A 14,117-nucleotide genomic window follows, 5' to 3' on the forward strand; every position below is an offset into this window, starting at 1 on the left:
GGTGGCCGCACGTACGGCGGCGGGGGCCCTGGGGTCGGCCAGCAGCTCGGCCGCGCGCAGTGCGGCGTCCCGCTGCACCAGCTGGTCCAGCAGCGCCCAGGCGAGGGTCGCGGTCGAGGTCCCCCCGATCCGCCCGCGTCCGTCGGGGCCGTGTGCGAGGACCGCCTCGGCGACCGCCGTGACGGTCCGCTCGGCGATGACCCGCCGGGGGTCGCGAAGGGCCGCGTCGGCCGGGTGGAGCGGCACGGTGACGTCCACGCCCACGCCGACCGACGGGCCGAACCGGATCGTGAGGTCCATCGGCGCATGGCCGGGCAGCGTCACCGTCACCACACCGGGCTGGCCGGGGCGGGCGTTGACGAACGGAATCGAGGCGAGCGCGTCGGCGACCGCCCACTGGAGCCCGGCGTCAAGCCCGGAGAGCGGGTCGATGGCCGCCGGCTGCGGGCCGAGCCACTGCTCCCGCGCCCCCGCCATTGCCCGCTGATGCTCGGCGTTCGCCCTGTGGACGCCGGCGGACACGCTGTTCCTGAGCTCGTTGATGGTGACGAGGTGCTGGTCGGCCAGCTTCTCGTGCCGGGCGGCGAGCTCCTCGTGTGTGCGCGCCCCGTCGGTGTCGCCGTCCTGCGTCAGCCGTGCGGCCTCGGCCCGTTCGGTGACGGCCTGCTCGCGCAGCTTGGCGCTGGACTGCTCCAGCAGGAGCGAGCCCTGGTGCTCCCGCTGCGCCTGGCGGAGCGTGGCGTCGAGCCCGATCCGGTGCTCGGCGACGCCGTCGGCGGCCAGGGTCGTGGCGATCCGGGTGGTGTTGCCGCGGAGGAACTCGTCGAGCCGCTCCTCGAAGTCGGCGCGGGCGCGCTGGGCGTCGTCGCCGTCACTGGCACTGCGGTAGGTGTCGACCGCCACCGCCAGCTCGTGCAGCGCGTCCAGGTCCGGCAGCGGTTCGCGGGTCTGCGCTGCGAGGTCTTCCTGCGGCACGGTCGACGGCCGGTATCCGGTGCCGTGCCAGGCGGCCAGCCGCTCGTACAGCCGCTGCGCGTCCTCGGACAGCATCGGCTGCGGGCCGCCCTGCCGCCAGCCACCGGCGTACAGCATCTGCACGAGGAACGCTCGCTCGAGTGCCAGCCTGGCAGGGGCGTCGGTGCCCGGCTCGGTATACAGCTCCGCGAGCGCGTTCATCACGGCCTCGTGCTCGCTGGCCCCGGCCTCCATCGCCCGCTGCTGCCAGCCCGGCGTCCGCAGGCTCAGGTACAGGCGCCGCTGCTCCGGCGTCAGCTCGTCGATGGGCACGACGGCGTCGATCAGCGCCCACAACGCGGCCGCGTTCGGTGCGGTCTCGCCGAGTCCCATGTGGTCGAGGTGCGCGGTCAGATCCCTGATCAGCGCGGCCCGCTCCGCCGGGCTGGTGGCGGCCAGGACGCGGGTGACGAAATGCTGGATGTCGCCGACGCCGCCCATGTCATGGGGGGCCAGCTGCGCGTCATCGGGCAGCGGCGCCACCGATGACGTCAGCACGTCCGGCTGCGGCGTGCTGCTCACCGACTGCCACGGACCGCGCCCCAGGATCGCGATGGCCTCCCACAGCTCGTGGACAAGCGTGGTGACCAGGTTCTCGTCGTAGGGATGGATTGTGGACAGCACCACCGTCAGGTCTGACGTCAGCGCCTGCGCGGACCGGCCGACCGGAAGCAGCGAACCGGCCCGCAGGTTGGCCCCGGGCTCGCCGACGGTCACCGTCGCGGTCAACGCGGACCTGTCCCGCAGCTCCACCTCCACAACCCCGGCGATGACCCGGCCGGCCGCGTCGAAGCGGGCGCCGCCGTCCCCATCGGGCTGCTCGACCAGCCGCACCGCCCTGATGACGGAGTCGCTCACGGCCTGCTGCCGCATCGCGTCCCGGAACGACGCCGCGATCAGGTCCGGGGCCGGCTGCGACAGCCTTCCCTCCGTGGTTCGTGTGCCGGGCACGAAGGTCGCGGTGATGGGTGGTCCGGCCGGCCCGGCCCCCACAAGGGCGGTGTCGGCCTGGTCCTGCGGTGCTTCCGGCGCCTGTCGCGGCGCGGGGCGGCGATCCGCCGCGGTCGCGACCTGTGCGGCCATCTGCCGCAGGTGGCGCGCGACATCGGCCCGGCCCTTCGCCTCCGCCCGGTCCGCGGCGCGGTTGACCGCCTCTGCCTGTTCGCGGCGCGGCAGGACCGCAGGGCTGACGGGGATCAGTTGGCCGCCGTCCGGCTTGGCGACGGTGCCCGTCTCCTGCACCTCGGCAATGAGCCGCCGGGTCGCCTCCGACCGCACCAGGCCAGCGGCGATCGGCGCCGTCATCAGGATGTCGGCCACCGACGCGCCGATCGCAGCCGACAGCGTCGCGGGCATCCTCGCGGTCGGTGCCGCGCTCAGCTCGTGCAGCTCCGCGAGCACGTCGAGCGAGGCGGCCACGGGATGCTGGTTGCCGGGGAACTCGGCGCCGATGACCCTGGCGATCTGGGCGATCGCGTGGCCGGGCTCGTCGCCGTCGGCGAACCAGCCGAACAGCTGATCCCTGAGCTCGGCCCGCGCGTACTCGGCGCCCGGCCGGTCCGCGAGCAGCGGCAGCATGTCGTGCCAGTGCGCACGGGCCTCAGCCGCGGTCACCGGGCGGTTGACCACGGCGGCACCCGAGGACGCTTCCCCAGACGCCGGCGGTGTACCGGCGGGCGAGTCGTGCGCGGGTTGTGGCGTTTGGTCGCCGGAGGTCTGCGCTGGGGCCTGGCTCTGGTCCCCCTCGACGCCGGAGCCGTCGGCGGGGGTGCCGCCGTGGGGTGTGGACGCACTGGGGTCGCCGGCGGTGACGCCCGGTGCCTGCGGAGGCTGCTGCTGCGGTGCGGCGTTGGCCAACTTCGGCACCCCGGAAAGGCCGATGATGCGGTGCTGATGAATGGCCGCGGCGGTCTGTTGCAGATCGGGAACGAGATCGACGAGGCGCCGCTGCGCCATGCCGAGGCGTTCGTTGGCCACGTCGAGCTTGGCGAGGTTGCCCTCGGAGACGTTGGCCTTGTACTCCGCGGCCACCGCGTGCTGGTGCTCGACCGCGGCCTCGAACTCCATGACCACCACGGGTGCCTCGGGATGGTGCGACTGCCGGAACACGGCGTCTTCGTGCGAGGTGTAGAACGTGACGTGGCCCGGTTCGCCGCTGCGGGCGGCGCGCCGTTCGGCCTGGATGTCGATGGAATGCGACACCTCGGAGTGGCCCGAGATCCGCACGTGCAGGCCGCCCTGTTCGAGGGCGGCCACGGTGGGCCTGATGTCCACGCCACGCGCGCCCTGCATGTTGATCACGACGACCTTGCCCCGCTCACCCGCCTCGTCGAAGATCTGCTGCAGCGCCTCCTCGGCCTTGACCCCCTTCAGCTCGAACCAGCGGGCGTCGACGGCCACGTGCGGAACCTCGAGCGCCGACAGCCGTCGGGAGAGCTGCCAGACGTCACCGTTCTCGACGCCGATCAGTACCTGCGGAGCGCCGTCTGGTTTGCCGCCTTCCCCGCCGAAGTGCATGTCGCGGGTGTGTTCGGCCATCCGGTCGAACGTTTCCGCCCGCGTCGCGGACACGACGTCCGATTCCCGTACCAGCTTCGACGTGTAGTACGAAGGGACATCGTGAACGACCGGGGACAGTCCCCGGCGGCCGAACACCTCGCCGTGACCCATGGCGGTGCCCGAGGCACCCACCACCGTCTCGTACCGTTTGAAGAGCTCGCCAGCCGTGACCTGTTTGCTGATCCGCGCGTCGCCGCGGATCACGAGTCCTTCCCTGGCCTCCACCGCCTGGGCCAGGCCATCGCTCCACCGGCTTTCCCGCAGGCCGTGGCCCGCCGTCGTGGCCGACGGGTCGTTCATCAGCTTGTGCGTGGCGTTGGAGATGATGATGATGCGACGGTTCTCCCCTGCCTCCATGCCGGAGACCAGGTAGTGCTTGTTCACCTTGAGGTCCCACTTGGCCTTCGCCGCATTGTGCAGCCGGTGCAGCTGCTCGGCCGTCGGCCGCGCGCCGTGGAGCACCTCCTGGACTTTCGCCAGGCCTTCGGGGGTCAGGTGGAGCGGGCTCGGTGCCCAGTCACCAGGCATGCGCCCGAAGTCACGCCCGGTCAGCCACCCGCTTTCGACCAGGTCCCGCGCCCACACCACCTGGGCACGGATCGCGTCGGTGGCCGGCACCAGCACACCGTCGCTGATGACGAACCTGCTGTCGGCATACACCAGCACCTCATCGATCTCATCGACGATCGCCAGCGTTCCGCGGATTTCCTTCTCCCGCAGGTAGCTGAACGCGGCGTCGTCCACCGTCCCGACGTAGACAGTCGGGCGGCCGCGCCTGGCCACCGGGACATCGCCCTCCGGGTTCATCCGGTGCAGGTCGAAGTCAAGGTCCCGCAGCAGGTGCTCGAACTCGCGGAACTCCCGCGTCGCCAGCGTGTCACGAGAGGTCAGGAAGTGCACGACCTCGCCTTCCGCCGCTTTCACCACGGCATGGAAGCGGTACGCCATCGACTTGCCCTCGCCGGCGAGCATGTTGACGGTCCGGCCGTTCATGAACCCGTTGACCGCTTCGACCTGCGTCCACCGCGGATACTTCTTGGGATCCGCGCGGTGCAACAGTTCGTACACTGCCGCCATGCGCTCCGCCGCGTTGCCGGTCCGCGCCAGCCGGCCCAGCTCCGGTCGCGGCAGGCCGCGCATCCTGTCCGCCTGCGCGTCGATGTCGTGCATGATTCGCGCTGTGTCGAACCTGTGGTGCGCGCCGGCCAGCCATGCGTCCACCTCGGCGGGGCGCGCCCGCGCGTCGACCCATCTGCCGTTGCCGTCCGGCACATACGTCAGCCCGGTGGCGTGGCTGCGATACACCAGCTCCGTCCCGTCCACGTGACGGATCGCGTCGCCCTTCGTGATCACGAGGTCGCTGCCGTCGGGGAGCTTCAGGGAAACGCCCTGCTCGATGCTCTCGACCACCATGTCGCTCGGCGCGCCATGCTCCGACCACGTCTCAGACAGCTTCCCTTCCCGAGGAAGTCCTCGGTGGTAGATGTGGCCGTCGTCCGTCACCAGCCGCAGCTGTCCGTTGCGGTCGATCACGCTCAGGGCGCCCTCGGACAGCCGCACAGGCTCCGCCCGGCCCGCGACGTCCAGGAAGGACTCGCCCCGCGCCCGGAACGAGCCGTCTGTTTGCCGGGCCCACTCCGCGCCGTACGCGGTCACCACCTCCGGCCCCCGCGAGCCAGGCAGGAACCGTGACCACCAATGCCGATTCCTCGCCGCATCCCTCACCACGGCCGCGTCGTCGGCCCGCGCCGGCCCTTCGGCCGCCGGCCGCGCGCCTTCGGCGGCCACCGGCCGGTCCGCGCCACCAGACGCATCGCGCCTCGCGGCCGGGCCGGCGGCGTCCCCGGCCACCTCCGGCGTCCGCCCGCCTCGAGGCGACTCCGCGCTCGCGGCGTGGGAGCCGACCACCCCGGGCTCGCTCGCATGCGGCGGCCGGCCCGCCTCGGGCCGCGCGACCGGCTCCGGCCGCGCCGGAGATTCACCGGCAACCTGTCGGGCGGCAGCGTCGACGGGCGCGCGGGACGGCTCCCCGCCGGGCTGCCCGGGCTGTCTCGGGTGGGCACCCGGCGTCACATCCGCGCCCGAGCCGAGGTGAGCTCCGGACAGCGTTGCCGGGGACCCACCGTGCGCCGGCGCACCGCCCGTCCCGGCGGCGGATGGCACGCCTCCCGGCGACGGATTCCCTTCGGCCGGGTGCACCGCGCCGTGGCCGGCCCCGCCACCCGCGTTGACCGCCGGCGTGGCCGGGCCTTGATGTGGGCCCGCGTTGCCGGGCAGACCAGGGCGCGGACCGCTCTGCGAACGCGATGGCGCCTGTGATGCGGCAGCGGGCTCCTCCGCAGTGGCGGGCCGCTGCTGCCGTGCCGCCTCCGGCTCCCCAGCGGCACGGCGGGCGGGCGTTTCGGTGGTCGACGCGGCACTCCCGGGCGCGCGGGCTTCCGAGGACGCGGCGGACCTCGCCGGGACGTCGGTGCCCGCGCCCGCTCCACTTCCAGCAGTTCCAGGCCGCGACCCGCTGTCGAGGTGACCGGGGACTCTGCCGGCGTCGGCCCGGAACTGCTCGGGCAGCATCCTGTCGAGGGTGCGGACGGCTGCGGTCTGCACGGGGTGGAACTCGCGGACGGCGGCCGCGGCGAGGTAGACCCGGCTTCCGAGACCGGTGGCACGCAGGGGCCGCATCACCCGCATCGCGATGCCTGCGCCGCCCTTGGTGCCGACGAAGGTGCTGATGGTGGCGGCGGTGTAGGCCAGGTGGTAGGTCCAGCTCGCGCCCTTCTCGTCGAAACCGGTCATCGTCTTGCCGGTGGCCCACAGCACCGAGCCGAGCTCGCCACGCGCGAAGGTCGGGAAGCCGACCGTCTGGTCGAGGAGAATGCCCTGCCACGACGTGTAGGTGGCCGCCGCGCCGATGAGCGTGTACAGCCCGTCCCAGGCGGTGATGGCGTTGTACCAGCTCCAGCCGCCCTCGCCGTACCCGATGAGGCCGCCGGTCGCCAGGATGAGACTCTTGTACGAGTCGTACAGGCCGAGAGGGATGCCCATCAGCAGGCTGCTGCGGCCCGGGTCCGGCTTCTCGGGCTCCTCGGGCGCTTCGACGGGCATGTAGAGGTTGCCCGCCGCTTCCTTGACCATCGCCTCGACCTTGCCGACCACAGCCTCCGCGAACCGGTCCCTGGCGATGGCCGTTCCCGTGCCGGCGATCCAGTGGATCCTGCGGAAGATGCCGTCCTGCTTGTCGACGAAGTCCTTGATCTGTTGTCGCACCTTGTCGACGTACGTGGCATAGCTGCGGTAGGACCCGGCGATGCCCGCGAAGGCGTCGACGAAGTCCTTGTTCGCGGTGTTGACGTCGACGATGTGGGACTTCCAGGCCGCGGCCATGGAGTCCTGCCAGACACCGCGCTGGTTGAGGTTGTTCGCCGCGGTGGCGGCGAGGCTGAGGGCGTTGGCCGCGTTGTCGGTGACCGTGTCCCAGACGTCGGCGTTGGCGTTGATGGCGTCCACGTCGTCGTCCGGCCAGAAGAGGCGCTTCCGGTCGCCTCTGCGTTCGAGCATGTGGTGCCACAGCTCGCAGCCGGGTTCCGTGACGGTCATGCCGCAGCCCTCACGTCAGGCCTCGTCGCCGTCGGTGGCGAGGGCGGCAGCGGCGAAGCTGTCGCCGGCCACGTACTTGTGCACGGCCTCGCCGAGCAGGTCCGCGATGGTGAAGTAGATGGGGGGCACCTTGGTGCCGGCGTCCTTGGTCTCGTCAATCGGCTTGCCGATCACCACCTTGAACGCGGTGCCGAGCGGGCCGGCGCCGATCCCGGTGTTGGTGGCGGGGGCGCCCTTCAGCGCCGACTCGAAGTTCGTGCCCGCCGTGCGCACCTGCTCCGCGACAGCCTCGGTCGGCCCGACCCACATGTCGATGTAGCCGTCGCCGTTGCGGTCGACGTCACTCACCGCTGCTCACCTCGGGCGGTCTCCTCGTCGAGCGCGGTCAGCAGCGGATCGAACCGCAGGTCGGTGGACTCGGGGGTGGCCTCCTCCGGCAGGAAGTGCTGGACGATGGCGAAGCACTCCCCCTGGGCGACCGCCATGGCCCGGTGCACGGTCTCGACGATGGCCTTCGCCAGCGCGGCCGAGTCGGGGGCGCGGTAGATGCGCGGGTCCAGGTGCAGCTCCAGCAGCTCATGGGAGGCGCCCACCGTCGCACTGATCAGGCCGTCGTCGGACTCAGCGGTCCCCCGGACCTTGGCCATGCGGTCCCGCATGGCCCGGATGTCCTCGGCCATCTTCTTGTGTTCGGCATACATGTCCAGGTGCTGTGACGGGTCCACGGCGCCCTCCCTTGATCGCTTCCGGGCCAGTGTCACGTGGGCGCCCGCCCGCTGCGGCCGCCTGGCCTGTTGCGGCCACGCGCGGATGTCGGCAAACGGCCTGCCGGACGATCCGGGGGTGAGACGACGCCGAGTACACATGGCTGCCGCCGCATTGGCCGTGGCAGCGCTGCAGGTCGCCGGCGGCGCGAGCCCGGCGCGGGCGGCACCACCGGCGGGTGCCTGCCACAGTCCGGAACAGGCCCGCAACCAGATCCAGGCGCAGCCGTGGGCACAGCAGCTCCTAGATCCGGAGCGGGCCTGGCCGCACAGCCGGGGCGCCGGCGTGCTGGTCGCGGTCGTCGACTCCGGTGTCGACGCCGACCATCCGCAGCTGCGCAGGCCGGGCAAGGTGCTGCGGGGCCGGGACTTCTACCTCGCCGGTGCGCTGCCGGGCTCGTTCGACTGCGTGTCCCACGGCACCGGGATCGCCAGCATCATCGCCGCCGACCCGGTCCCAGGGGTCGGCTTCCACGGCGTCGCGCCCGACGCGCAGATCCTGCCGGTGCGCATCAACGACCGGGACGTCGGCGATCAGGGGCAGTCGCTGCGGATCGACCCGCAGGTGGTGGCCAACGGCATCCGCTACGCCGCCGACCAGGGCGCGAAGGTGATCAACCTGTCCCTCGCGGGTCACGACGACTTCCCGGTGATCCGGCAGGCGGTGGCCTACGCGGTGGCCCGCGACGCGCTCGTGGTCGCTGCGGCCGGCAACGCGCAGCAGGACGACCACACCGAGCTGCCGTCGTACCCGGCCGCCTACGACGGCGTGCTTGGCGTCGGGGCGATCGACATCGACGGTGCCCGGCCGCCCGGTTCACAGATCGGCCCGTACGTGGACCTCGTCGCACCAGGGGTCAAGGTGGTGGCCGCGACGAGGGTCGACGGCCACACCTATGACGACGGCACCAGTTTCGCCGCGCCGTTCGTGACGGGGACGGCGGCGCTCGTGCGGGCCGCCTGGCCGAAGCTCACCGCGCCCGAGGTGGCGCAGCGGCTGATGGCCACCGCCAGCCCGGCCCGCGGCGGCCTGGGCAGCGACCGGTACGGCGCCGGCCTGGTCAACCCGTACCGTGCGGTGACCGACGGGCTGGACCTCGACCCGGCGGCGGCGCAGTCCCCGTTCGTCCCGCGGCCACCGGACCAGGAGCGGATCGACCGGGCCGCGTGGGAGCTGGGCACGGCGGCAACGGCGAAGTGGCTGGCCGTCGCGGCGGCCGGCGGGATCGCGCTGACCTTGCTGGTCGCCGTCACCCTGCCGCGGGGGCGACGGCGCCGCTGGCGGGCGGGACGGGCCGCCGCAGTGCCGAGCGCGCCGACGCCGGTCGAACCGCCGGAGCAGATCTTTCTCATCGGCGACCGGTGAACCGGACGCAGATGCCCGGTGCGCTGACAGCGCACCGGGCACCAGACACAGTGAGCGGGATCTACATGAACGATGCGATGTCCCGGCCGACGCTGGCTGACGTCTCCCGGCCGGCGTAGCCGACGCCGCTCCATCCCCCGCTCTCCGTCTGCAGCCCGTCGGTGTGGTAGCCGGTCTGCTTCACCTGGAACTGGTTGTTGTCGAGGTGCTCCAGCTGGTGCTTGTCGTCCCAGTACTCGCCGGCGCCGGCCGCCATGCGGAACAGGTCGTTCGCCTGGTCGCTGAGTTGTCTCGCGGCGTCCTGGGCGGATGACGCTGCGAGGTCCATCAGTGAACTGTCGATCAAAACATGCATGGCAACGCTCCTCTCAGACGGGGTTGATCACTTTGTCGGTGCCGAAGCCGTGCGACTGAATCTGGGCGTGCGCCGCGTCGTCTCCGTTGGTGTACGACCGCAGGGCCAGGCCGCCGACCTCGCCGAGCCGCTGCACCCCTTGGTAGACCCGGCTGCTGAAGTCCGAGTCGCGGTGATCACCGAGGTTGAGGCCCGCCGGCAGCGCCGTCCCGCCCAGACCCTGGTGCAGGAGGTCCAGAACGCCCTTGCTGTGGACCCGGCTGACGCTGAGGTGGTCGTCCGCGGTGGTTCCGGCGAACGTGTTCAGGCGATGCAGGAAATCGCCGTGAACGCTTACCCTTTCGCTACCAGTCATGTGTCCCTCCGAATTCGCTCAGGTATGACTGTGCGGAAACGGTATTTCGCCGCCGTCGCGGCGACGGCTGGGCGGCACTTTCCTGCCATCGGTCCCAACCGGTGCCGCTGCTCACGGACGATCACCCTCGTGGCGACAGTTGTGGTGAGGAGACCGGTGCGCCGGCCGGCGCCGGAGATGCTGGCGGGCGAGCTGATCCTGCAGCCCCCGCCGGAGATCCCACCGCCGCCGGCCCGGCAGTGGACGCAGCTGCTCATGGTGCTGCCGATGGTGGCTATGACCGGCTCGATGATGCTGATGTACTCCGGCTCGATCAACGGCTCGATCCGGTACATCACGTACGGCCTCATGGGCGTCGGCATGCTCGCCATGGTCGGCATGGGGCTGCTGCAGGGCGGCGGCCCGAGCCGGCGGGAAATGGCATACGCCCGGCGGCAATACCTGCGCCACCTGGCCCAGCACCGGCTGCGGCTGCGACGCTCGGTGCGCCGGCAGCGCGAGGCGATGGAGTACCTGCACCCCGACCCGGCCACGTTGTGGTCCCTGGCGGCGAGTCACCGCCTGTGGGAACGGCGCAAGCACGACCCCGACTTCGGCCTCGCCCGCATCGGCTGCGGCGCGCAGAGCCCCGCCACCGTGCTGGTGCCGCCCGACACCAAGCCCCTCGACGAGCTCGAGCCACTGTCCGCGCTGGCGCTGCGCCGGTTCGTCACCACGTACGCCACCGTCGACGGGCTGCCGATCGCCATGGCGGTCAACGGGTTCAGCCGGGTCTACCTGCGCGGCGAGCGCGCCCCGGTGCTCGGCCTGACGCGCGCGATGCTCGCCCAGCTGGCCGTCCTGCAGGCACCGGACGACCTGCGGATCGCGGTCTGCGCCGGCGACGAGCAGCGAACCGACTGGGAGTGGGTGAAGTGGTTGCCGCACGCGCTGCACCCGGACCGCACCGACGCGCTCGGCCCGCTGCGCCTCGTGGCGCCGACGGTCCTGGAGCTGGAGGCGATGCTGGACGACGAGCTGGTGAAGCGGCCCCGGTTCGACCCGGACTCCGACGTCCGCCTGCCCGGCCCGCACCTGGTCATCGTGATCGACGGCGGCTCGGTCGCCGTCTCGGAACACCTGATGACCGGCGGCGGCGTCGAGGGCGTGACCGTCGTCGACCTGACCACCGCGCCGCCGAGAGCACTGGACCGCACCACCGTCGTGCTACACCTGGACCCGCAGGGCGACATGGTCAGCGAGACCATCGACGGCGAGGCCCCGCTGGGCCGGGCGGACACGCTCGGCGCCGTCGCCGCCGAGGGACTGGCCCGCCAGCTGGCCCCGCTGCGGCTGACCGCGGGCGGCGCGCGCGGCGAGGCACCCATGTCCGCCGAGCTGGGCCTGGCCGAGCTGCTCGAACTCGGCGACCCGTACGCCTACGACCCGGCGATGACGTGGGTGCCGCGGCCCGACCGGGACCGGCTGCGGGTCAGGTTCGGCATCCGGCCCGACGGGGCCCCGATCGAGCTGGACCTGAAGGAGTCGGCGCAGGAAGGCATGGGCCCGCACGGCCTGCTGATCGGTGCCACCGGGTCGGGCAAGTCGGAGCTGCTGCGCACCCTGGTGCTGGCGCTGGCCGTCACCCACCCGCCGAACTCGCTGAACTTCGCACTCGTCGACTTCAAGGGCGGCGCCACGTTCACCCGGCTCGACGCGTTGCCGCACACCAGCGTCGTCATCACGAACCTGGCCGAGGAGCTGCACCTGGTCGACCGGATGACCGACGCGATCAACGGTGAGCTCATCCGCCGGCAGGAGCTGCTGCGCGCGGCGGGGCACTTCTCGTCGCTGCGCGACTACGAGAAGGCCCGGGTGGCGGGCGCGCCGCTGCCCGAGGTGCCGACGCTGCTGGTGATCTGCGACGAGTTCTCCGAGCTGCTGTCGGCCCGGCCCGACTTCATCGACATCTTCGTGCAGATCGGCCGGCTCGGCCGGTCCCTCGGGGTGCACCTGCTGCTGGCGTCGCAGCGGCTCGACGAGGGCCGGCTGCGCGGGCTGGAGGGGCACCTGTCGTACCGGATCAGCCTGCGCACGTTCTCGGAGTCGGAGAGCCGCGCGGTGCTCGGGGTGACCGACGCGTTCCGGCTGCCCCGGGCGCCCGGCCACGGCTACCTCAAGGTCGGCACCGACCCTATGGACCGCTTCCGCTCTGCGTACGTGTCCGGCGTGTACCAGCGCCTCGCCGGCGCCCGGGTGCCGTCCGCGACCGGCAGGACGCTGGTGCTGCAGGACTACACCACCGCGTATCAGGCGGCGGAGGTCGACGACGAGGCGCCGCCGGAGCCGATCGAGGCCGACACGCTGATCGGTGAGACCCTCCTGGAGATCCTGGTCGACCGGCTGGAGGGGCAGGGCACCCCCGCGCACCAGGTCTGGCTGCCGCCGCTGCGCGAGTCGCCGACGCTCGACGAGCTGCTCCCCGCGCTGTCCGTGCAGCCCGACCGGGGCCTCACCGTCGACTCGGCGACCATGGCCGGCGCCCTGCAGGCGGTGCTCGGCATCGTCGATCGCCCGTTCGAGCAGCAACGCCTCCCGCTGAAGCTGGACCTGTCCGGCGCGGCCGGGCACGTGCTGATCATGGGCGCACCGCGGACCGGGAAAAGCACCGCCCTGCGGGCGCTGATCACCAGCCTCGCGCTCACCCACACGCCGCGGGAGGCGCAGTTCTACTGCCTGGACTTCGGCGGCGGCACGCTCGCCTCGATCGCGGGCCTGCCGCACGTCGCCGGCGTGGCCGGCCGACTGGACACCGGCGTCGTCCGGCGCACCGTCGCCGAGGTCGCCGGGCTGCTCGCGCAGCGGGAGCGGGACTTCGCCGAGCGCGGGGTCGACGGCATCGCCACCTTCCGGAAGCTGCGCGCCCAGGGGCAGCTCGCCGACGACCCGCACGGCGACGTGTTCCTCGTGGTCGACGGCTGGCTGACGCTGCGCAACGACTTCCCCGACCTCGAAGAAACGATCGGCGACGTCGCCGCCCGAGGACTCGCGTACGGCGTGCACATCGTGGCCGCCTGCGCCCGCTCGTTCGACGTGCGGATGAACACCAGAGACCTGTTCGCGAGCCGCGTGGAGCTGCGCCTCGGCGACGCGATGGACTCCCTGATCGACCGGAAGGCGGCGGGACGGGTACCGGCGGACGCACCAGGGCGTGGGATCGCGATGAGCGGTCACCAGCTGCTCATCGCGCTGCCCAGGATCGACGGGGTCCCGTCCGCCGACGACCTGACCGACGCCACCGCGGCGCTCGTCACGGCGGTCAGCACGGCGTGGCCGGGCGAGCCGACGCCCTCCGTGCGGCTGCTGCCCGGCCTGCTCCCCTACGACGAACAGGCCGGGACCGAGGGTGGGCTCGCCGTCGGCATCCGCGAGCGGGACCTGACTGCGATGCGCCTGGACTTCGCCGCCGACCCGCACTTCTTCCTGCTGGCCGACACCCAGAGCGGCAAGACCTCGTTCCTGCGGACACTGGCCCGGCGGATCGAGGAGACGTACGAACCGACCGAGGCCCGGATCATCCTGATCGACCACCGCCGGAGCCTGCTCGGCGACGTCAGCGGGGAGTACCTGCTCGGCTACGGCACCAACGACGACAACAGCGCCGGCCTGCTGGCCGAGGTGGCCCAGGCGCTGCGCAAGCGGCTGCCGGGCACAGACGTCACCCCCGAGCAGCTGCGCGACCGCAGCTGGTGGCAGGGGCCCGAGATCTTCGTGCTGATCGACGACTACGACATGGTCGCCACGCACAAAGACCACCCGCTGATGGCGCTGCTGCCGCTGGTCGCGCAGGGCGGCGACATCGGCCTGCACGTGGTCCTCGCACGGCGCAGCGGCGGGGCCGGGCGGGGCCTGTTCGAACCGTTCCTCGCCCGGGTCCGCGAGGTCGGCTCGCCCGGCCTGATGATGTCCGGCGACCGGGACGAGGGCCCGCTGCTCGGCGGGATGCGCGCCCAGGTGCTGCCGCCCGGTCGCGGCTGGCTGGTCGACCGCCGCGGCCAGAAGGACCTCGTCCAGATCACCTGGCTCGCACCCGGGCGATTTTGATGGCTGTCAATCAGATCAGGAGTGAGT

General features: G+C 72.3%; 7 protein-coding genes (1 of these 7 running past the window's edge). 2 read left to right on the forward strand and 5 right to left on the reverse strand.

Annotated elements, in window-relative coordinates; translation table 11 throughout:
* The 3 genes in view from ACQEVZ_RS45620 to ACQEVZ_RS45630 are tightly spaced (at most 15 nt apart) and all read right to left on the reverse strand, a layout consistent with a single transcriptional unit that may run on beyond the window.
* Positions 1–7,167: the 5' portion of a DUF1707 domain-containing protein gene (locus ACQEVZ_RS45620; protein WP_433379966.1), read on the reverse strand. It extends 22,938 nt beyond the left edge of the window; only the first 7,167 of its 30,105 coding nucleotides appear in the window; its start codon is at positions 7,165–7,167; the stop codon falls past the left edge of the window.
* A gap of 15 nt (positions 7,168–7,182) precedes the next feature.
* Positions 7,183–7,515 (reverse strand): hypothetical protein, encoded by a 333-nt coding sequence (locus ACQEVZ_RS45625; RefSeq protein ID WP_433379969.1) that lies wholly within the window; start codon positions 7,513–7,515, stop codon positions 7,183–7,185.
* Positions 7,512–7,892, reverse strand: coding sequence for a YbaB/EbfC family nucleoid-associated protein (locus tag ACQEVZ_RS45630; RefSeq protein WP_433379972.1), 381 nt, complete (start codon positions 7,890–7,892; stop codon positions 7,512–7,514). The genes ACQEVZ_RS45625 and ACQEVZ_RS45630 overlap by 4 nt, the downstream gene beginning before the upstream one ends.
* A 118-nt stretch (positions 7,893–8,010) precedes the next feature.
* On the opposite strand from ACQEVZ_RS45630, the gene mycP reads away from it, so the two are divergent.
* Positions 8,011–9,297 carry a type VII secretion-associated serine protease mycosin gene (gene mycP / locus ACQEVZ_RS45635; RefSeq protein WP_433379975.1) on the forward strand — a complete coding sequence of 429 codons (1,287 nt, stop codon included), beginning with the start codon at positions 8,011–8,013 and terminating at the stop codon, positions 9,295–9,297.
* A gap of 61 nt (positions 9,298–9,358) precedes the next feature.
* On the opposite strand, the gene ACQEVZ_RS45640 is transcribed toward mycP, so the two are convergent.
* Both ACQEVZ_RS45640 and ACQEVZ_RS45645 read right to left on the reverse strand, forming a co-directional pair.
* A complete protein-coding gene (locus ACQEVZ_RS45640) occupies positions 9,359–9,625 on the reverse strand; it encodes a hypothetical protein (RefSeq protein ID WP_433379978.1) in 267 nt (88 codons plus the stop codon).
* Positions 9,626–9,665: 40 nt separating this feature from the next.
* Positions 9,666–10,007, reverse strand: a complete 342-nt coding sequence (locus ACQEVZ_RS45645; protein WP_433379981.1) for a hypothetical protein — start codon at positions 10,005–10,007, stop codon at positions 9,666–9,668.
* Positions 10,008–10,136: 129 nt separating this feature from the next.
* On the opposite strand from ACQEVZ_RS45645, the gene eccCa reads away from it, so the two are divergent.
* Positions 10,137–14,090 (forward strand): type VII secretion protein EccCa, encoded by a 3,954-nt coding sequence (gene eccCa / locus ACQEVZ_RS45650; RefSeq protein WP_433379984.1) that lies wholly within the window; start codon positions 10,137–10,139, stop codon positions 14,088–14,090.
* Positions 14,091–14,117 lie beyond the last annotated feature (27 nt).

This window comes from Dactylosporangium sp. CA-152071, assembly GCF_050936335.1.
Classification (GTDB): Bacteria; Actinomycetota; Actinomycetes; order Mycobacteriales; family Micromonosporaceae; genus Dactylosporangium; species Dactylosporangium maewongense.

Bases quoted from the DNA above. Each gene is read 5' to 3' on its own strand.
- ACQEVZ_RS45640 (WP_433379978.1), bottom strand. From the start codon at position 9,625: ATGGACCTCGCAGCGTCATCCGCCCAGGACGCCGCGAGACAACTCAGC.
- ACQEVZ_RS45645 (WP_433379981.1), bottom strand. From the start codon at position 10,007: ATGACTGGTAGCGAAAGGGTAAGCGTTCACGGCGATTTCCTGCATCGC.